Origin of the sequence: Segatella salivae F0493, from assembly GCF_000477535.1 — a bacterium.
In the GTDB taxonomy this organism is placed as follows: domain Bacteria; phylum Bacteroidota; class Bacteroidia; order Bacteroidales; family Bacteroidaceae; genus Prevotella; species Prevotella salivae.
This window is the reverse complement of the sequence record NZ_AWGW01000007.1, coordinates 105,229-122,765: the sequence shown is the minus strand read 5'-3', so window position 1 is coordinate 122,765 and position 17,537 is coordinate 105,229. Positions and strand designations below refer to the sequence as shown.

The window sequence follows — 17,537 nt, the reverse complement described above, 5'->3', positions numbered from 1 at the left end:
GTAACATAATAAGTTGCTGGGATTTTTATTTCTTAATAATAATTAAATTTTATCGTTTTCAATCGTTTTTGTGCTTATATTTGTACCATATTTGTGCCGCGACTTAATGGGAGATAAAGTGCGACTTAATTTAAAAGATAAATTGATAATCAAATAGATACAAATAGTATGGCGAGTGCAAAATTTCAAATAGAGCGGAAATGCAAAATTTGTGGTAAATCTTTTATTGCAAAGACGCTTACCTCTAGATATTGCTCTAAGAACTGTTCTCAAGCTGCATACAAACAAAGAAAAAAGGAAGAGCTGTTAGATGCATTGAAAAGGGAAAAGGCTGCAAGAGTTCCGAAGAACCAGCCCTATCTCTCAATAGCTGATGCAACTGCATTATTTGATATTGGACGAGATTCCCTTTATCGTTTAATCAGGAATAAACAAGTCCGTTATTATAACCTCGGACTAAGGATGATACGTATTTGCAAAGCTGATTTACAAGAACGCTTTAATCTACGTCCTTACGATGAAAGAAGGAAAGAGAAAAAATCGGAAGTTAAGACTTATCGACTTGAGCCAGAAGATTGCTATACGATAGGAGAAATAGCCAAGAAGTTTGGTATCCATGATAGTACTGTATACCTGCATATTCGCAAATATTCTATTCCCACAAGGCAGATTGGTAATTATGTCTATGCCCCAAAATCAGAGATAGACAATTTGTATAAACACTAACCCACATATATAATGAGAAAGGAACTTGACAATACAAAAGCAACAGTACGATTGCGAAAGAGTGCCTATCGAAAAGAATGGTACCTGTATATAGAAAGCTATCCTGTGAGAGTAGCTGGCAAAGATACTCCACAGAGAGTGCGAGAGTATCTAAATCGAACTATCACAACTCCTATTTGGGATAAAAGCAGAACTGCTCGTACAACCGAAGCAACTCAAACATTCAAACCTAAACGAGATTTGAATGGAATTATCTTGTGCAAAAGTGAGATAGACCAAGAGGCCTGCATCTATGCAGATAGTGTTAGAAAACTTAGGCAGCGTGAATATGATAATGCAAGCTTGTATAGTGACACAGAAACAGCACAAGCAGAACAGAAAGAACGATTACAACAAAATTTCATTAAGTACTTTGATAAGGTGGCAGATAAACGACACAGTAATAGTTCCCTTTCAATTCAAACAAACTGGGAACGAGTACATGTTTTGTTGAAAATGTTTGCTGGAGACACGCTACTCTTTTCACAGATAGATAATAGATTGGCAGAAGATTTCAAGTATTTCTTGTTATCCGCTCCTTGCGGTGGAAGTAAAAAGGGAACAATATCACGAAACACAGCTTCCACATATTTTTCTATTTTTAAGGCTGCACTCAAACAAGCATTTATAGACGGATATTTAACCATAGATTTATCTGCAAAAATCAAAGGCATACAGGAACAAGAATCCCGAAGGGAATACTTAACTCTTGATGAACTTAATAAGTTAGCTAATACTCCTTGTGAACGTGATGTGCTTAAACGAGCAGCACTATTCTCAGCTCTGACAGGATTAAGACATTGCGACATTCAAAAACTAAAATGGAATGAAATAGCCATAGAAGGAAACCAAGCCAAACTTCTCTTTACTCAGAAAAAGACAAAAGGGGTAGAGTATATGCCTATCTCGGAACAGGCGTTTAAGCTTTGCGGAGAGCCAAGACAACCAGAACAACTTGTTTTTGAAGGGTTACCAAATCCTTCTTGGATTTCTCGTCCATTAAGGGCATGGATTGAAAAAGCTGGTATTCAGAAACACCTCAGCTTTCATTGCTTTAGGCACACATTTGCTACCCTTCAACTTGCAAACGGAACAGACATTTATACTGTAAGCAAGATGCTTGGGCATACAAATGTCAAAACAACTCAAGTATATGCAAAGGTTGTCGATGAAAAGAAAAATAAAGCAGCCAATGCTATTCAAATAGATATTGAAAATGATAAAACTGAATTCGACAACATAATATGAATACCAAATATTTTGAACATATTGTAGTATATCTGTCCGTTCTTGTTGTTTGTGTCATTATTGCATTGTTTGCAAGAGTGGTTGCCTTACGTTTAGGGGTTGATGAATTTACTGCACAAATAGTCTTTTGGAGTGTTATTGCCATAGGCATCATCATTTATTCTATATTGTCTATTTTGGTAGAGGGACTATTTACGGCATTAGCCAAGTTTTTCTTTCCAAAGAAACAAGAAGAGAAAATAAATGATAATGCATCTGACATTGAGGTAGGACAAATCGCAGAAGGTTTTAACGTAGATAAATCATCCCCCTCACAACTTCAACAATCAACAGACTTTGACTTAATTCGACAACGGCAACAAATGTTAATGGACCAGAAAGTACAAGATAAACGTGCTATAGCTATTAAATATACTCAACAGCAATTCGCACCTTATGTTTCTGACAAAGATTTGCTCAGACTTTGTGAATATATAGAGTTGTACTCCGCTAGGCTACCTTTATCACACGTTGAACCAATTAATATCAAAGGTTTAGTTGCCTTAGACCTGTTTCATTTTGGTTGGAATATATGGAACCATTTTAGAGTTGGCAAACAAGATGAAATTTCGCAGTTCCTTAAGCAGGTTTTTGCCATCACATTCAAAGATGTGGAAGTTGGAAGCATAAAAAGCCATCTCCGTGATGATGAGAAGAAAGGCACTATACCTATTGTACAAAGCCTTTCAGACCACCAAATAACAGAATAACACACAAACCTATTGTGTTTTTATAGTGTTTCTTCAGTGTCTTAGGACACAGAGGAAACACTTTTTTCATTTGCACCGTAAAAATTAATAACAAGTATTATGGTACAAAATGAAATCACTTTTGAGAACTTGCCAAAGGCAGTTGCTCACTTAGTCAGCGAAATTGCTGAAATCAAGAATTTAGTATGTAAAGGACAAACACCTATTGTCCCTCCCAAACGTATTCCTATTGGAATAGATGATGCGTGTAAACTAATAAGGAAAGCCAAGCCCACAGTTTACACCTTAGTACGAAAACGCTTACTACCTTGTTATAAGAATGGTAAGCAACTCTATTTTTTTGAAGATGAGTTATTGGCATGGATTGAAGGAGGTAAGAAAAAGACTGTTGCCGAAATCAACGAGGAGGCAAAAACTTTTATCTCTGAGAAACATTCTGATTCTTCCCTTTTATAAATATATTGTATTATGGAAAAGGAAAGAGCTGAAGGACGAGCCAAGCAATCTAAGAATGAACGCATAGAGCAATTCTTGAAAGAGCATTATATTTTTCGTTTTAATACAGTTAAAAGTAGAACAGAGTTTCGAGAACAAGATTCTAATACTTCATTCCGTCCTCTTACTAAGTATGATATTAATTCTATGCGTCGGCTGGTAGATGGGACTTTGGGAATATATACTCCAGTTGATAATATTCGAGCAATATTGGAGAGCGACTTTTGCAATAAAGTTAACCCCATTCGTGAGTATTTGTTGAATCTTCCCAAGCCTAAAGGTGAAGATGAATCTGAAATCATAAGGTTGGCAAATTGTGTTGTGGTGAGAAATCCTGATAAGTGGAAACACTACTTTGTAAAATGGCTTGTTGCTGTTGTTGCCAATGCTATGGATGATTTACAGTGTCGTAATCATACATGTTTAGTTCTTACAGGTGAACAAGGAAAATTCAAAACAACTTTCCTTGATTTACTCTGTCCAGAAGAACTGAAGAGTTATCTTTTCACAGGAAAGATTGACCCACAAGGAAAAGATGTACAAACACTGATTGCGGAATACCTTTTTATTAATATTGACGACCAGCTAAAGGCACTCAATAAGAGAGATGAAAATGAATTGAAGAATCTGATAACGACACCAAGAGTAAAATATCGTAGACCATACGACACTTACATCGAGGAGTATCCTCACTTAGCAAGCTTTATGGCATCAGTTAACGGTAATGATTTTCTAACAGATCCGACAGGCAGTCGTCGCTTTCTACCTTTTGAAGTTGAACATATTGATATTGATGCAGCTAAAGAGGTTAATATCAATAAGGTGTACTCCGAAGCAGTTGAATTGTGGAGAGTTGACTATCATTACTGGTTCAATGAAGAGGAAATAGCTGAACTGCATCAAGAGAGCGAAGGGTTTCAAGTGCAGACTGTTGAGTATGAAATGCTTCTTAAAGGTATGGAAAAACCAGCTGTAACCGAAGAAAGTTATATGACCACTTCTGAAATCTTGAACTATTTGCGTGGATATACAACGCTTAACCTAAGTGAAAGGAGAATGGGAGAAGCCTTGAAAAAGGCTGGTTTCTTGCGGAAATCCAAAAGGATAGGTGGCAATCCAATGTATGTCTACCATATACGCAAGATTGTTCCCAATCCTTTTATTCAAAGTTACAATACTAATTATTAATACTACTTTACTACAAAGAGAGATAAAGCATTGAAAGAAAAAAGATTAGGTCGTAGTAATCAGCAAAAAAGGGATTTACTACCTATTACTACCAATAATCAATATATGTGTAAGTAGATTACTACAAAATAAATAACTACTACATATTTTTCTTTCACTGTCAACAACTTACGATAATATCATCTTGTAGTAACCAACAAACTTAAAAGTTACAAGTATGACAATAGATGAAATTAAAGCACTATCAATTAGAGACTACTTAGGTAGTATGTCTATATACCCAACAAAGAATTATAGCTATTACGGGATGTATAAAAGTCCATTCCGAAATGAACATACTCCAAGTTTCAAAGTTGATTATAACCAAAATCTATGGTATGACTTTGCCCTTGATGAAGGTGGAAGTCTTATAGATTTAGTTATGAAATTACATAATTGCAGTTTAGTACAAGCTATAGAGTCGTTTAATGGCAAACAAAATAACCTACCAAAATTTTCCATAGCTAATAGCAAAACGAACTCTCCAAGCCAATCACGTATAGAGATTATCGGCTCTACCAACTTATGTCATCCGAATCTCATAGAATATTTCACACATAGAGGAATCAATCTGAACATTGCGAAAAAATATTGTAGGGAGATCCATTATAGAATTGGTGATAGGAGTTTTTACGCAATAGGCTTTTCAAACAATTCTTATGGGTATGCGTTGCGCAATCCGTACTTCAAAGGGTGTTTGCCTCCTTCCGATGTGTCGTATGTTCCCAATCCTTCAAAACAAATCAATCTATTTGAAGGTTTTATGGATTATCTTAGTCTGCTTACGATGAGTCCAGATGAAGAGAAGAAAGCTGCACTGATACTTAACTCGATTAATAATATCAAAAAGTCAAGATTTTTCCTTTCGAAGCACAAGCTCATCTATTCATATTTAGATAATGATGAAGGAGGAAAGCGAACTTTAGAACAACTCAAAAGAGACGGTTTTGATGTTCAAAACTGCTCTTCCGTCTTCCAGAATTATAAAGACCTAAATGAGTACTTATGTGCTGAATTCAAGCATTCAGAGAAAGCAAAAAATAAGAAAACCAAAGGGATTAAGCTATGATTGTAGGATTTGCTTTGCATAATCTATTTTTCGGGGAGCAAGTTTATGTTTTGGGCATACCAAAACCACTTGCTCCACCTCCTGATAGTCGTTGCAGAGGATTATCCCGCTGGTCTCCATCAAATCAAATTAAAGAAACAGGTATGATAAAAACAGAATATAAAAAAGGTGGTCGTCCAACCAAAGGCGCAGCCGAAAAGAAGAAATACCGTATCACGGTGAAACTGAATACGCAGGATTATTATACACTCAAAGGCAAAGCCAAGAATGCAGGAATATCCATGAGTGAGTTTGTAAGAAAAGTTCTTGAGAAAGGAAATGTCATAGAACGGCTGACCGTAGAGCAAGCAGACTTCATCCGCAAGCTGTGTGGAATGGCAAATAATCTCAATCAGTTGGCGCATCGCGCCAATGCGGATGGGTTTCATGCCGTTGCTCCTTTCCACAAAATCATCATTGGCAAGATAGATGAAATATTAAATCTGATACGAAGATGATAGCCAAGATAATAAAAGGTTCAGGCTTCAAGGGTGTAATCAATTACATCCTTGACCCGAGGAAAGGAACAGAACTTATAGACAGTTCCGGAGTGAGAACAGACAGTATCAACCATATTGTTCAAAGTTTCATCGACCAAACAGAACTGAATCCACGAGTAAGCAAGGTTGTGGGGCATATCTCCCTGAGTTTCTCGGCACAGGATTCTTCCAAGCTCAGTAATGAATGGATGGCGCAGATCGCTCGTGAATACATGGAGAAGATGGGAATAAAAGATACGCAGTACATTATCGGTCGCCATTTCGATAAGGAGCACCCTCATGTGCATATGGCTTTCAATCGGATAGATAATAACGGCAAAACTATTTCTGACCGTAACGACCGATTCAGAAGCGAGAAGATTTGCAAGGAACTGACCGCCAAATACGGTTTGTACTTTGCCGGTGGCAAGGAGAATGTCAAGGAACACCGCCTGAAAGAACCCGATAAAACCAAATATGAAATCTATCAGGCATTGAAAGCAGAAATAGCTCGGTGCAGGGATTGGAAAACCCTCCTTAGTCGTTTGGAAAAGCAAGATATTGATGTCCGCTTTAAGTACAAAGGCAATTCACAAGAAGTGCAGGGTATCATCTTTGAAAAGAACGGTTATCTTTTCAACGGTTCAAAGGTGGACAGGAGTTTCAGCTATTCCAAGATAGACTTTGCCCTGCAACAGAATAACAGAGAACACGGACAGCAGATGCAAGGAACGATAAATCTTATATCTAATGTTGCAGATGTTACAAGCGAAATAGCCAACGACCTCATCGAAGGAGGATTGGGATTGTTCCAGACTCATGGCACTGTCCCAGCGGAAGTTTACAACACACTCGATAAAAAGAAGAAAAAGAAAAAACGTAAAATACATTTATAACTATGGTAGATAATAATACATTTATTCTCTTTGAGGAAATCAAAAACAAGCTGGAGACAATTTACAGGGAACTAAAAGAGTTGAAAGAAAAGGAGAACGGTTCTGTTTCCCTCCCCGTTCAAACTACACCAGCACAAACTGACGAGCAGAAGGAACAGAAATTGCTCAATCAGTATGAACAGCGGACAAAAAATGTGCTCAACGAGTACATTGGTGTTCAAGTGCGCATCAAGGACGAGGAGGCTAAATCCATAGACAAATTGGTGGCAAGCGTCTTGACCATGTTGCACGAGTGGCAGGAGCAGAAAGAGCAGCCAAAGCAACAAGAGCATATCCATAGACACAGCTTTGACATCAAGTCGTCGAAAGTCTTTATTACTGTGGTGGCAATATCTATGCTTTGTTTTGTTTCTCTGGTCGGCAATTACTTCTTGTGGCAAAGTAAACAGAAATACAAGGATGATGCCTTGAAATTCCGAATCATCAGAGTTTGGGGAGGATGTAGCCCAAAGGAAATCCTATGGCTTAACGATGTATTTGACATTCATCGCAATGAAAAGATTATCAAACTAATCAAGGAAAAAGCAGATGATTATGACATGGAATTGAAGCAAAAGGCAGATAGCTTGATGCAGAATAACCTGCAAAATAAGAAAAACAAATAGTGCTGAATACATAAACTTTAATAAGACCTTAATTCCGCAGCATTATTCCTTGTGATATAATTTTATACATTGAGATGACTTTTTGGAGCTTTATACATTGATGCGAGTTTTTTTGGGGGGGCTTGCTTAGGCGTAAAATCCCCCACCCAAACCAATGGGGAATGTGAGAGTACAAAGACATGCTGTCCTCTTGATGGAATCTCACATTGGTGTTTCCGTCACGATTCTCACCTCCGACTATGATTCCCCCAATGGAAGCCCAACCAGGGAAATAGCCAAAATCCTGCTTATAAGAATACTTTGCATCGAACTTGTGGGCTGGAATAAACTGATGATCAAAGTCTAAGTCAACATGGCTACTTGTCTTTATAAGCCCCATTCTCCGTATCATCCGTAAAAGTAAGGTATTCAACTTCTGTGCCGTGTTGAAACTATACGACTTGTCGGAGGTCTCGCTCTTATAGACAACACTCTCTTCGGTAAGCTCCTTTAGTCCGCGCCCAACAGTGTCGGCACCGGGTAATAGCGTATCAGGTCTCTGTCTGAACTGCCCTATAAGCACATTGATGTCCTCAAGGCATTCTCCACCACAAAGGTAGCTGAAGAAGAGAGAACCGAAAATACTATCATGGCTGAATGCTTTGCCACTACTTCCACGTTTGCCCAATACAGATTCAGTAAGTTTTTCAAAGCCCAACTTTGAGAAAACGCCCATGATGTGATAAATTCCTCCGAAAGAAGTGATATTCTCGTTTTTAATTGCTACCTTTGTCATGTCAGATATTTTATTTGTTTTTTTTGTTGGTAGCACCAAAATAGGTGAAATTTCTGACATATCCAAGTGTTTTGAGAACATTGTTTCTCAGGCACTTGGAGTTCTTACAAGAATTTATGCTGCGGAATTAAGGTATTGTATTGGCTTTATGATCTTTATATCTTTGTAGCATAATTGGACGAATAAATTGTCATTTGAAAATAAAGATAAAATGGAAACAAAGCAACTTACAAGTATTCCCGAAACGATGCTGATCCCTTTATGGGCTAAAGCAACGGAGTATAACCATCCGAGACCAATCCTATCCGACCCCTTTGCTGCCGAGATGATAGGGCAAGTGGACTATGATTTTACCAAATTTAAGGGTGCAAAGATGTCTCAGGTGGGCGTGTGTGTACGTGCGAAGCTGATAGATGACGAGACAAAAGAATTCTTGGCCCAGCACCCGGATGCCGTAGTGATACAGTTGGGGGCTGGTATTGATGCCCGTTATCAGCGCTTAGGCAAGCCGAATGTCGGTCATTGGTACGATCTTGACCTGCCCGAAGTCATTGCCATCCGCCGTCAACTCCTGCCCGAAACCGAAAAGAACACCTACCTGTCCCTATCGCTTTTTGATGAAGAATGGATTAAAACGGTAAAGAAGCACAATGCTCCTGTGCTCATCATACTTGAAGGTGTGCTGATGTATTTCGATGAAGAACAGGTAAAAAATTTCTTTAATATGGTGTGTTCGCAACTCAATAACACCACCATCCTTTTGGAAATTCTGGCGTATATGCTCGTAAAACACGCGAAACAACACGATGCCGTAAGTAAGACCGAGCATAAAGCAGAGTTCAGATGGTCGATATTGAATACTGCGGATATGGAACAATGGCACCCACATTTGCATCTATTAAAGGAGTATTATATGAGCGATTATGATCAAGGACGTTACCCCTTCCTCTTCCGGATGCTCTATAAGGTACCTTCCTTTTACCGTCGCGGTAACCAGCGTGTAGCAAAGTTCTGTATTTAGACAGGAGCAGAGGTCATTTCTCATCTAATAAGTTGGTAGGGAATAAGAAAACTATCGTTTCTTTATATTGAGCACAGGAAAAATCTAAGGCTATACTTGGAATAACCGAAAAGTCATAACACAAAGAGCCACGCAACCTCAAAAATTGCGTGGCTTCTTTCCTTTTTCTTTGAACGAGTAGGCAACCAAAGAAAAGAAGCAAAAGAAAATCGCAAACTTATGTATTAGGGATTACCTCAATTCCGCAGCATTATTCCTTGTGCGGTACTTTATATATATTGAAGTGACATTTTTGGGATTTATCCATTGATATGGGGATTTTCTGGGGTTCTTGGTTCTTGCATAATCATGAAATCCCCACCCAAACCAATGGGGAAGTATGATAACCACAAAGAAATACTGTTTATTCAATGAAGACTTCAGCGTAGTAGGTTTTATTTGTATATAGGTTCAGAACGTTCTGCCTTCCAGTGCGCACCCATTTTGCTGGCACGCTGACAAAATGCAGGATAAAGGCTTTCAGCCTGCTTGTCTTTTTCAACGGCTTGACCTTCTCGCTGATATGACGGACGAGATAGAGATAGAAGTTCTTCAGCATGGCGGTAACCATCATGAAAACCATGTTCTCAGCCATGAAGGAAAAAGGCAGATGCGACCATCCGAAGTCATTGCTCTGTATGTCGAAGTTCTTTTCGCTTGCTCCACGCTCATTATAAAATGTAATGATGTCTTTCTCGGTAGATGTCCAGTTGTTGGTAAGTATACAGCGGTATGTGTATATCACTCCGAACATATCCGTCCGCTCCCTGCCGTGCTTGTCTTTCAAGGGACTACGCTGTACGACAAGCCTGTATGACTTTCCTTCGATGAGGTTGTCCATGTTGACAGAGGTGACATCGCATTTCTCATAACCAACCTCAACACTCTTCCATTCTTTCAGCCGGCGGAACTCCTCGTGTCGGCTGCCACAGTTGGCAGCACGTATATAGAACGTGTTGCAGCGCTGCTCTACGGTTTGGATGATTTCCTTTGAGAACGACCCGCAGTTAGCACGGAAACGCTCTATTACCACACCAAGTTCTGAGGTTACACGGTCCATAATACGACGGAGCGTGTCTTCTTGATGGAATCTCACATTGGTGTTTCCGTCACGATTCTCACCTCCGACTATGATTCCCCCAATGGAAGCCCAACCAGGGAAATAGCCAAAATCCTGCTTGTAAGAATACTTTGCATCGAACTTGTAGGCTGGAATAAACTGATGATCAAAGTCTAAGTCAACATGACTGCCCACCTTTATAAGCCCCATTCTTCGTATCATCCGTAAAAGTAAGGTATTCAACTTTTCTGCTGTGTTGAAACGATACGACTTGTCGGAGGTCTCACTCTTATAGACAATATTTTTCTCGGTAAGCTCCTTTAGTCCGCGCCCCACGGTGTCGGCACCGGGTAACAGCGTATCAGGTCTCTGCTTGAACTGCCCTATAAGCACATTGATGTCCCCAAGGCATTCTCCACCACAAAGGTGGCTGAAGAAGAGAGAGCCCATGATACTTCCATGGCTGAATGCTTTGCCGCTACTTCCACGTTTGCCCAATACAGATTCGGTAAGTTTTTCAAAGCCCAGCTTTGAGAAAACGTCCATAATGTGATAAATTCCACCGAAAGAAGTGATATTCTCGTTTTTAATTGCTACCTTTGTCATGTCAGATATTTTATTTGTTTTTTTTGTTGGTAGCACTAAGATAGGTGAAATTTCTGACATATCCAAGTGTTTTGAGAACTTTGTTTCTCAGACACTTGGAGTTCTCACAAGAATTTATGCTGCGGAATTAAGGTATTAATACAGCCCAATGTTGTTTTTGAGCCAATTCAGTTCTTTCTCTATGCTTGGATTATTTAGGCCTAAACTCTGAGCTTTTTTCAATGCATAAAATGCATCCTTGTATAGCCTCATAGACGATAGAGCCATACCCATGTTTGAATAAATTTGTGCATCTGTATATGGAGTACCAGGCATATAGGGTTCGTTTAATGCTTGCTTAAAAGCACTAACAGCCTCTGCATATGCCTTTTGTCTATAGTAATGGACTGCTTGATTGAAGTAGGTTGTTCTACCACCTGCAAGTTGCTTAAACCAACGCATACGCATGCCGACCTCTGGATGCTCCATATCAAAATATCCCATGTGGTCATTAGGCTTTGTAAAGCCGCACTTTTTTGCAACCTTTTGAGAAGCAATGTTGTCCTCGCTAATGTCAAGCATTATCTGCTGAAATGAAAAATTTTGAAGAAGGAAATCAGACAGTGCAGAAACTGCAGATGATGCATATCCTTTTAGTCTATGAGATGGATGAATTGCATACCCTACATTCCACATTGGCATATTGGTGTTTGTATTCATCATGGGTTCAGCTGAAATAAATCCAACTTCATTACCCAGATTGTCGAATACAATAAAGTTAAGTGCTTGCTTTTGCAAGTTAGCATTCACGACATACTGACAAAACAATCTAATATTTGCAGCATGATCGCTACGTAATACATAGTACTTCTTCACATCGTTATATCTAAAGAGCTCTTCAACGAACCATACGTTGTTAGCTGTCAAGAAGTGGAGTGAACATGCTCCACAATCTATTACATTAGGAATATTCGGTGCCATATTATTATATCGTTTTTAAGTGTTTTGAATTCAGCATTTTATTTATATGAGGATAATCAGGCATATCTAACTGCCCGATTTTACTTAGACTACCTACAATTATTAGTTTTGACTTTGCCCGAGAAAAAGCAACATTCATTTTATTGGGATTGTACAGAAATTCCGCCATCTCCTTCATATACATCATGTTGCCAGATACGAGAGAATAAATAATTACTTCTCGCTCTTGTCCCTGCATTTTATCAATCGTATCAGAAGCGATATTCTTGCTATCTTCCTTAGAAATATCTTTATGCTTCCTGATTGAACGTCGGATGTTTGCTGTTTGTGCACGAAATGGAGATAAAACGCCAATTTCTTCTGCACTTACTCCCAGTGAAAGAAACTTTGCAATCGTATCAGCGATGAATGCAGCCTCTTTATCAGACACCTGTTCTCCTTCATCGTCTATTTCATGAAGTATCACAGGGGAATCAAAACTATATAATGGGTTACTGCAAATGAGTGCATTACTGTGACCTTGCTTCATTGCATGCAAATGACCATCATAAAAAAGTTCTGACACAAAATCGCAGATTGGTTCACACATGCGGAAACTTGTGTCCAGCATAGTGCAATTGTTGTCTGATATTAGAGTTTGGAAAGCTGACTGTCTTAATTCAGGCTTAACTTTCTCAGAGGAGACGATTGGTGGCAATTGCTTATGATCGCCAGCAAATATTACTTTCTTTGCTTTTATCATACCCATTAATGCCAGAGGAATTGTCATTTGTCCTGCCTCATCGATAATTAAGGTGTCGCATTCCAAACCTCTTGCTCGGCTTGTATATAAACAATGAGGAGTTAGACCTACTAACCAATTTATATTCTTCTTGGCAGTTTCAATTAGAGCATAAACATTCAAGCGTAGAATATTGGTAATACCATATTCTTTGCCATCAGACAACACTTTGCTAGTTGGCGCATTATATGATTGACCAACTTTTAGTGTAAGGCATTGTGGAACAAGTTTCAGCAATTGAACCATAGCATTGTTAATAGCCATGTGGTTTGGTCCAATTACTATAACATTGTGTTTAAGATCAAAAATTTCTTCTAGCATTATAATACCAAGCACAAAAGACTTTCCTGTTCCTGGAGGGCCTTGAATCAAGTAATAGTCTTTTGCTTGCATGCTATTTAGTATTGCTTCTTTTTGTTTAGGGAGAAGCGACAATTTGAAACTGCTTTCTGTTTCCGCAAGGAACTTTGCATACTTTTCCTTGTCCTCAAACGTTGGCTGAGGACAACTATTTATGATTAGTTCTTTCCAAAAGTTATCATTGCTTGCAGGCAAACTAAACAGGAATGGATAATAAACATGTTGACGCAAATCTACTTTATCTTTGTCAAGCAGCAGAGGAACATCATAATAGGCATCTAAATCAGAAGGCATATCTGGCGGAAAGACTTCAAGGATTATAGCATCGTCTCCATCAAAGGAATTCAATCTACACTTTATACCAAGCATAGAAGTTTCTTTATGGAGGATTAGGCACTCACCTTCCTTAAAGTCTGCAAGATTCACCCCTACAGAGACTTTTAACATGTTGTAATTATCTTCGGACAGACCACCAAAATTCTTATCAAGATAAACATCTTTGATAGCTTTCCTTTTCCGAATACGGTCTTTGGTGGAAAGTTTCATTGTTGCTTCCCATTTTGCCTGTGCAGCTTCTGCTTCTAAGTTAAAGAAATCCTCAATATCCTTTTTGCTTATAGGTTCTTTGACTTGATGAATATTCAAATCCATGCCATTAGAATACATATGGCTTGTTTCTGCCATTGAATTTGTATTGTATTCAAAAGAGGGTTCTATGGATATTTTATGTGTCGCATAAAGAAGACTATCAAGTACAAATTGTACTATGTCTTCTTGAAATCCAACTGTATGAGTTAGTTGATATGATACGTTGTTGAATGTTAGCTGATATGAATCTTTGGCTAAACCGTTATGTAATTTTTCACCATATCCATCATGTACAATAGTTGCTATGACACGCTTTATCGCAGGCGTTTCAAAAGCCTGCAGATCCGCGAGATAATTTGTGAAACGATTTTCGCATATTACCTCAAGACCGTCGTTATTGATAGCGTATTCTATTGCTTCGTATAATTTCATATTGCTAATTTCCCATATGATTTAATAAACATGTATCTATTAACCCCAATTCAGGATAAGAAAGGGTTGTTTTTTGCCTTAAAATAGTTTCAAAGAAAGTCCAAAAAGAGGATTATTTTTCGTATATTTGTTGTTGAAAACCAAACAGATAATGATAAAACAATCCTCTATGAAACTTATCAGCAAAGTTACGGAAATTTATTGTATTGCAGATGATTTCTGCAAAGAATATGAGTTGGAATTGAACAAAAAAGCACTTTCGCTTTCAAATCCCTCTCCAAACACCCCTAAAACTCGCAATAGAAAGGGAAGAATGAGCGATGCAGAAATGATTACCATTCTTGTCTTGTTCCACAGCAATACGTTTCGCAATTTCAAACATTTCTATCTCTTCTACGTCTGTCGAGAACTAAAAGAAGAGTTCCCCAACCTACTTTCGTATACTCGCTTTGTGGAACGTATGCCACGAGTGGCAGTTCCACTTTTGCTCTTCCCTTAATTCCGCAGCGTTTTTCCTTGTGAGAAAATTTTATATGTTGAGATGTCTTTTGGGGGCTCTATATGTTGATATGAGGTGCTTCGGTGTTTCTTGGGTCTTTTCTAAGCATAAAATCCCCCACCCAAACCAATGGGGAAGTATGATAACCACAAAAAATGATGTTTATTCAATGAAGACCTCAGCGTAGTATGTTTTATTTGTACATAGGTTCAGAACGTTCTGCCTTCCAGTGCGCACCCATTTTGCTGGCACGCTGACAAAATGCAGGATAAAGGCTTTCAGCCTGCTTGTCTTTTTCAATGGCTTGACCTTCTCGCTGATATGACGGACGAGATAGAGATAGAAGTTCTTCAACATGGCAGTAACCATCATGAAAACCATGTTCTCAGCCATAAAGGAAAAGGGCAGATGCGACCATCCGAAGTCATTGTTCTGTATGTCAAAGTTCTTTTCGCTTGCTTCACGCTCATTATAAAATGTAATGATGTCTTTCTCGGTAGATGTCCAGTTGTTGGTAAGGATACAGCGGTATGTGTATATTACTCCGAACATATCCGTCTGTTGCTTGCCATCCTTGTCTTTCAAAGGACTACGCTGTACGACAAACCTATATGACTTTCCTTCTATTAAGTTGTCCATGCTGACGGAGGTGACATCGCATTTCTCATAACCAACTTCAACACTCTTCCATTCTTTCAGCTGGCGGAAGTCCTCGTGTCGGCTGCCGCAGTTGGCTGCACGTATATAGAACGTGTTGCAGCGCGACTCTACGGTTTGGATGATTTCCTTTGAGAACGACCCGCAGTCAGCACGGAAACGCTCTATCACCACACCAAGTTCTGAGGTTACACGGTCCATAATGCGACGGAGCGTGTCTTCTTGATGGAATCTCACATTGGTGTTTCCGTCACGATTCTCACCTCCGACTATGATTCCCCCAATGGAAGCCCAACCAGGGAAATAGCCAAAATCCTGCTTGTAAGAATACTTTGCATCGAACTTGTGGGCTGGAACAAACTGGTGATCAAAGTCTAAGTCAACATGACTACCTGCCTTTATTAGCCCCATTCTCCGTATCATCCGTAAAAGTAAGGTGTTCAACTTCTGTGCAGTGTTGAAACTATAAGACTTGCCTGATGTTTCGCTCTTGTAGATAATGTTCTCTTCGGTAAGCTCCTTTAGTCCGCGTCCCTCAGTGTCGGCACCGGGTAATAGCGTATCAGGTCTCCGCTTGAACTGCCCTATAAGCACATTGATGTCCTCAAGGCATTCTCCATCACAAAGGTAACTGAAGAAGAGAGAGCCAAAAATACTTCCATAACAGAATGCTTTGCCGCTACTTCCACGTTTGCCCAATACAGATTCGGTAAGTTTTTCAAAGCCCAACTTTGAGAAAACGTCCATGATGTGATAAATTCCTCCGAAGGAAGTGATATTCTCGTTTTTAAAGCTACCTTTGCCATGTCAGTTTTTTGCTTACTTGTTATGTTTGCAGCACCAAGATAGGTGAAATTTCTGACATATCCAAGTGTTTTGAGAACTTTGTTTCCCTGGCACTTGGAGTTCTCACAAGAATTTATGCTGCGGAATTAAGGTAAGAGGGAAAAATTCCCCTCTTATTAAGTATTTTATACAAGAAAATTTACTATATTTGCAAACAATCATATAATATTTATGGAAAGTCCAACTAATAGAATTAAAGAGGTGCTTATCGAGAAAGGGATTAAGCAAACATGGCTTGCAGAGAAACTCGGTAAGAGTTTCACTATAGTGAACTCATACGTTTGCAATCGTCGTCAGCCAAGCCTTGAATTGCTGTTTCAGATAGCGGAGATCTTGCAGGTGAATCCAAAAGAATTGATTAACACACCAGATGAGTAACTTTATTATGGTAGAGCATAAAAAATCTATTCGTTTTTTCAACGACCGTGAAGTTAGAGCGGTGTGGGACGAGAAACACAGTAAGTGGTGGTTCTCTGTGCTGGACATCATTGCTGCGATTAACGAGCAAGATGATTACCAAAAGACGAGAAACTATTGGAAGTATCTCAAAACCAAACTAAGAAAAGAAAATAGTCAGTTGGTTAGTGCTACTAACCAACTGAAGCTAAAAGCCTCTGACGGGAAGTCTTATAAGACAGATACGTTTGATGCAGAGGGTGTAACCCTTTTGGCAAAGCATATCAACAATACCAAGGCAACAAGCTTTCTTGACTGGTTCCTTTATAGTGATAACACTATTGACGGACAGAGCAAGAAAAAGGCTTATCAGCTTTTTGAAAGTGGTATCTTAAAGACTGTAGACCCAGGTACAATCAAATGTTTACAACAAATACACGCTTATCTCTTTGGAGGACTGTATGACTTTGCAGGACAAATCCGTACCAAGAATATTTCAAAAGGTAGTTTTACCTTTGCTAATTGTATGCATTTCCCTGAAACCCTGCAAACAATAGAGCGAATGCCCGAAACTACTTTTGATGAGATAATGGACAAATATGTTGAAATGAATGTTGCGCATCCATTTATGGAAGGCAACGGTCGCAGCACTCGCATTTGGCTTGACCTCATGCTGAAGCGTTCTCTCAAACGGTGTGTAGATTGGAGTCAGATAAATAAAAACGAATATCTATCTGCAATGCGTGAAAGTGTTTCTGATAGTACACACATCAAGGCTTTAGTGCTACCAGCACTCACTACAAAGATTGATGACAGAGAAATGTTTATGAAGGGTATTGACTATTCGTATTATTATGAGCAAGAATAAATTAACGAAGATAAAAT

Annotated in this window: 16 protein-coding genes and 2 pseudogenes; 13 read left to right on the top strand and 5 right to left on the bottom strand. The window is 38.9% G+C overall.

The features are described 5' to 3' along the window. Positions 1-168: 168 nt before the first annotated feature. The 9 genes from HMPREF9145_RS03130 (at position 169) to HMPREF9145_RS03090 (ending at position 7,632) form a co-directional block, all read left to right on the top strand. The gene (locus tag HMPREF9145_RS03130) at positions 169-726 is read left to right on the top strand and encodes a helix-turn-helix domain-containing protein (protein WP_021824978.1); all 558 of its coding nucleotides are present in this window, start codon (positions 169-171) and stop codon (positions 724-726) included. 12 nt (positions 727-738) lie between these two features. Beyond that, positions 739-2,013: a site-specific integrase gene (locus HMPREF9145_RS03125; RefSeq protein ID WP_021824810.1), complete on the top strand. Its 1,275-nt coding sequence runs from the start codon at positions 739-741 to the stop codon at positions 2,011-2,013. Beyond that, on the top strand, positions 2,010-2,762 hold the full coding sequence (locus HMPREF9145_RS03120; protein ID WP_021824958.1) for a hypothetical protein: 753 nt from the start codon (positions 2,010-2,012) through the stop codon (positions 2,760-2,762). The genes HMPREF9145_RS03125 and HMPREF9145_RS03120 overlap by 4 nt, the downstream gene beginning before the upstream one ends. A gap of 99 nt (positions 2,763-2,861) precedes the next feature. Further along, positions 2,862-3,218 carry a helix-turn-helix domain-containing protein gene (locus HMPREF9145_RS03115; protein WP_021825063.1) on the top strand — a complete coding sequence of 119 codons (357 nt, stop codon included), beginning with the start codon at positions 2,862-2,864 and terminating at the stop codon, positions 3,216-3,218. Positions 3,219-3,230: 12 nt separating this feature from the next. After that, positions 3,231-4,445, top strand: coding sequence for a virulence-associated E family protein (locus tag HMPREF9145_RS03110; protein ID WP_021825085.1), 1,215 nt, complete (start codon positions 3,231-3,233; stop codon positions 4,443-4,445). Between the two features lie 217 nt (positions 4,446-4,662). Beyond that, positions 4,663-5,553 carry a toprim domain-containing protein gene (locus HMPREF9145_RS03105; protein WP_021824873.1) on the top strand — a complete coding sequence of 297 codons (891 nt, stop codon included), beginning with the start codon at positions 4,663-4,665 and terminating at the stop codon, positions 5,551-5,553. A 143-nt stretch (positions 5,554-5,696) separates the two neighbouring features. Then, on the top strand, positions 5,697-6,050 hold the full coding sequence (locus tag HMPREF9145_RS03100) for a plasmid mobilization protein (protein ID WP_021825121.1): 354 nt from the start codon (positions 5,697-5,699) through the stop codon (positions 6,048-6,050). After that, positions 6,047-6,967 (top strand): relaxase/mobilization nuclease domain-containing protein, encoded by a 921-nt coding sequence (locus HMPREF9145_RS03095; RefSeq protein ID WP_021825147.1) that lies wholly within the window; start codon positions 6,047-6,049, stop codon positions 6,965-6,967. The genes HMPREF9145_RS03100 and HMPREF9145_RS03095 overlap by 4 nt, the downstream gene beginning before the upstream one ends. A 2-nt stretch (positions 6,968-6,969) precedes the next feature. After that, positions 6,970-7,632, top strand: a complete 663-nt coding sequence (locus HMPREF9145_RS03090) for a hypothetical protein (protein ID WP_021825046.1) — start codon at positions 6,970-6,972, stop codon at positions 7,630-7,632. Between the two features lie 178 nt (positions 7,633-7,810). Here HMPREF9145_RS03090 and HMPREF9145_RS03085 read toward each other — a convergent pair. Next, positions 7,811-8,407: pseudogene (locus HMPREF9145_RS03085) on the bottom strand (transposase family protein); the annotation flags it as partial. Between the two features lie 211 nt (positions 8,408-8,618). On the opposite strand from HMPREF9145_RS03085, the gene HMPREF9145_RS03080 reads away from it, so the two are divergent. Beyond that, a complete protein-coding gene (locus tag HMPREF9145_RS03080) occupies positions 8,619-9,428 on the top strand; it encodes a class I SAM-dependent methyltransferase (RefSeq protein ID WP_021825164.1) in 810 nt (269 codons plus the stop codon). A 403-nt stretch (positions 9,429-9,831) separates the two neighbouring features. On the opposite strand, the gene HMPREF9145_RS03075 is transcribed toward HMPREF9145_RS03080, so the two are convergent. From HMPREF9145_RS03075 to HMPREF9145_RS03060, 3 genes are all read right to left on the bottom strand, one after another. Further along, on the bottom strand, positions 9,832-11,133 hold the full coding sequence (locus HMPREF9145_RS03075; RefSeq protein WP_036906353.1) for an IS1380 family transposase: 1,302 nt from the start codon (positions 11,131-11,133) through the stop codon (positions 9,832-9,834). Between the two features lie 135 nt (positions 11,134-11,268). After that, the gene (locus tag HMPREF9145_RS03065) at positions 11,269-12,093 is read right to left on the bottom strand and encodes a GNAT family N-acetyltransferase (protein ID WP_021825139.1); all 825 of its coding nucleotides are present in this window, start codon (positions 12,091-12,093) and stop codon (positions 11,269-11,271) included. A gap of 4 nt (positions 12,094-12,097) precedes the next feature. After that, a complete protein-coding gene (locus tag HMPREF9145_RS03060) occupies positions 12,098-14,254 on the bottom strand; it encodes a DEAD/DEAH box helicase (RefSeq protein WP_036906350.1) in 2,157 nt (718 codons plus the stop codon). 169 nt (positions 14,255-14,423) lie between these two features. Here HMPREF9145_RS03060 and HMPREF9145_RS03055 point away from each other — a divergent pair. Further along, positions 14,424-14,747 (top strand): annotated as a pseudogene (locus HMPREF9145_RS03055) (IS982 family transposase); the annotation flags it as partial. A gap of 168 nt (positions 14,748-14,915) precedes the next feature. On the opposite strand, the gene HMPREF9145_RS03050 reads toward HMPREF9145_RS03055, so the two are convergent. Further along, complete coding sequence (locus tag HMPREF9145_RS03050) at positions 14,916-16,157, bottom strand: IS1380 family transposase (protein WP_021825114.1); 1,242 nt, start codon at positions 16,155-16,157, stop codon at positions 14,916-14,918. A 270-nt stretch (positions 16,158-16,427) separates the two neighbouring features. On the opposite strand from HMPREF9145_RS03050, the gene HMPREF9145_RS03045 reads away from it, so the two are divergent. Both HMPREF9145_RS03045 and fic read left to right on the top strand, forming a co-directional pair. Then, on the top strand, positions 16,428-16,634 hold the full coding sequence (locus tag HMPREF9145_RS03045) for a helix-turn-helix domain-containing protein (protein WP_004362600.1): 207 nt from the start codon (positions 16,428-16,430) through the stop codon (positions 16,632-16,634). Then, positions 16,627-17,520 carry a protein adenylyltransferase Fic gene (fic, locus tag HMPREF9145_RS03040; protein WP_021824994.1) on the top strand — a complete coding sequence of 298 codons (894 nt, stop codon included), beginning with the start codon at positions 16,627-16,629 and terminating at the stop codon, positions 17,518-17,520. The genes HMPREF9145_RS03045 and fic overlap by 8 nt, the downstream gene beginning before the upstream one ends. The last annotated feature ends 17 nt before the right edge of the window (positions 17,521-17,537 follow it).

Bases quoted from the DNA above. Each gene is read 5' to 3' on its own strand.
- HMPREF9145_RS03110 (WP_021825085.1), top strand. From the start codon at position 3,231: ATGGAAAAGGAAAGAGCTGAAGGACGAGCCAAGCAATCTAAGAATGAA.
- fic (WP_021824994.1), top strand. From the start codon at position 16,627: ATGAGTAACTTTATTATGGTAGAGCATAAAAAATCTATTCGTTTTTTC.
- HMPREF9145_RS03100 (WP_021825121.1), top strand. From the start codon at position 5,697: ATGATAAAAACAGAATATAAAAAAGGTGGTCGTCCAACCAAAGGCGCA.
- HMPREF9145_RS03065 (WP_021825139.1), bottom strand. From the start codon at position 12,093: ATGGCACCGAATATTCCTAATGTAATAGATTGTGGAGCATGTTCACTC.
- HMPREF9145_RS03060 (WP_036906350.1), bottom strand. From the start codon at position 14,254: ATGAAATTATACGAAGCAATAGAATACGCTATCAATAACGACGGTCTT.
- HMPREF9145_RS03095 (WP_021825147.1), top strand. From the start codon at position 6,047: ATGATAGCCAAGATAATAAAAGGTTCAGGCTTCAAGGGTGTAATCAAT.
- HMPREF9145_RS03045 (WP_004362600.1), top strand. From the start codon at position 16,428: ATGGAAAGTCCAACTAATAGAATTAAAGAGGTGCTTATCGAGAAAGGG.
- HMPREF9145_RS03115 (WP_021825063.1), top strand. From the start codon at position 2,862: ATGGTACAAAATGAAATCACTTTTGAGAACTTGCCAAAGGCAGTTGCT.
- HMPREF9145_RS03105 (WP_021824873.1), top strand. From the start codon at position 4,663: ATGACAATAGATGAAATTAAAGCACTATCAATTAGAGACTACTTAGGT.
- HMPREF9145_RS03130 (WP_021824978.1), top strand. From the start codon at position 169: ATGGCGAGTGCAAAATTTCAAATAGAGCGGAAATGCAAAATTTGTGGT.
- HMPREF9145_RS03075 (WP_036906353.1), bottom strand. From the start codon at position 11,133: ATGACAAAGGTAGCAATTAAAAACGAGAATATCACTTCTTTCGGTGGA.
- HMPREF9145_RS03125 (WP_021824810.1), top strand. From the start codon at position 739: ATGAGAAAGGAACTTGACAATACAAAAGCAACAGTACGATTGCGAAAG.
- HMPREF9145_RS03120 (WP_021824958.1), top strand. From the start codon at position 2,010: ATGAATACCAAATATTTTGAACATATTGTAGTATATCTGTCCGTTCTT.
- HMPREF9145_RS03050 (WP_021825114.1), bottom strand. From the start codon at position 16,157: ATGGACGTTTTCTCAAAGTTGGGCTTTGAAAAACTTACCGAATCTGTA.
- HMPREF9145_RS03090 (WP_021825046.1), top strand. From the start codon at position 6,970: ATGGTAGATAATAATACATTTATTCTCTTTGAGGAAATCAAAAACAAG.
- HMPREF9145_RS03080 (WP_021825164.1), top strand. From the start codon at position 8,619: ATGGAAACAAAGCAACTTACAAGTATTCCCGAAACGATGCTGATCCCT.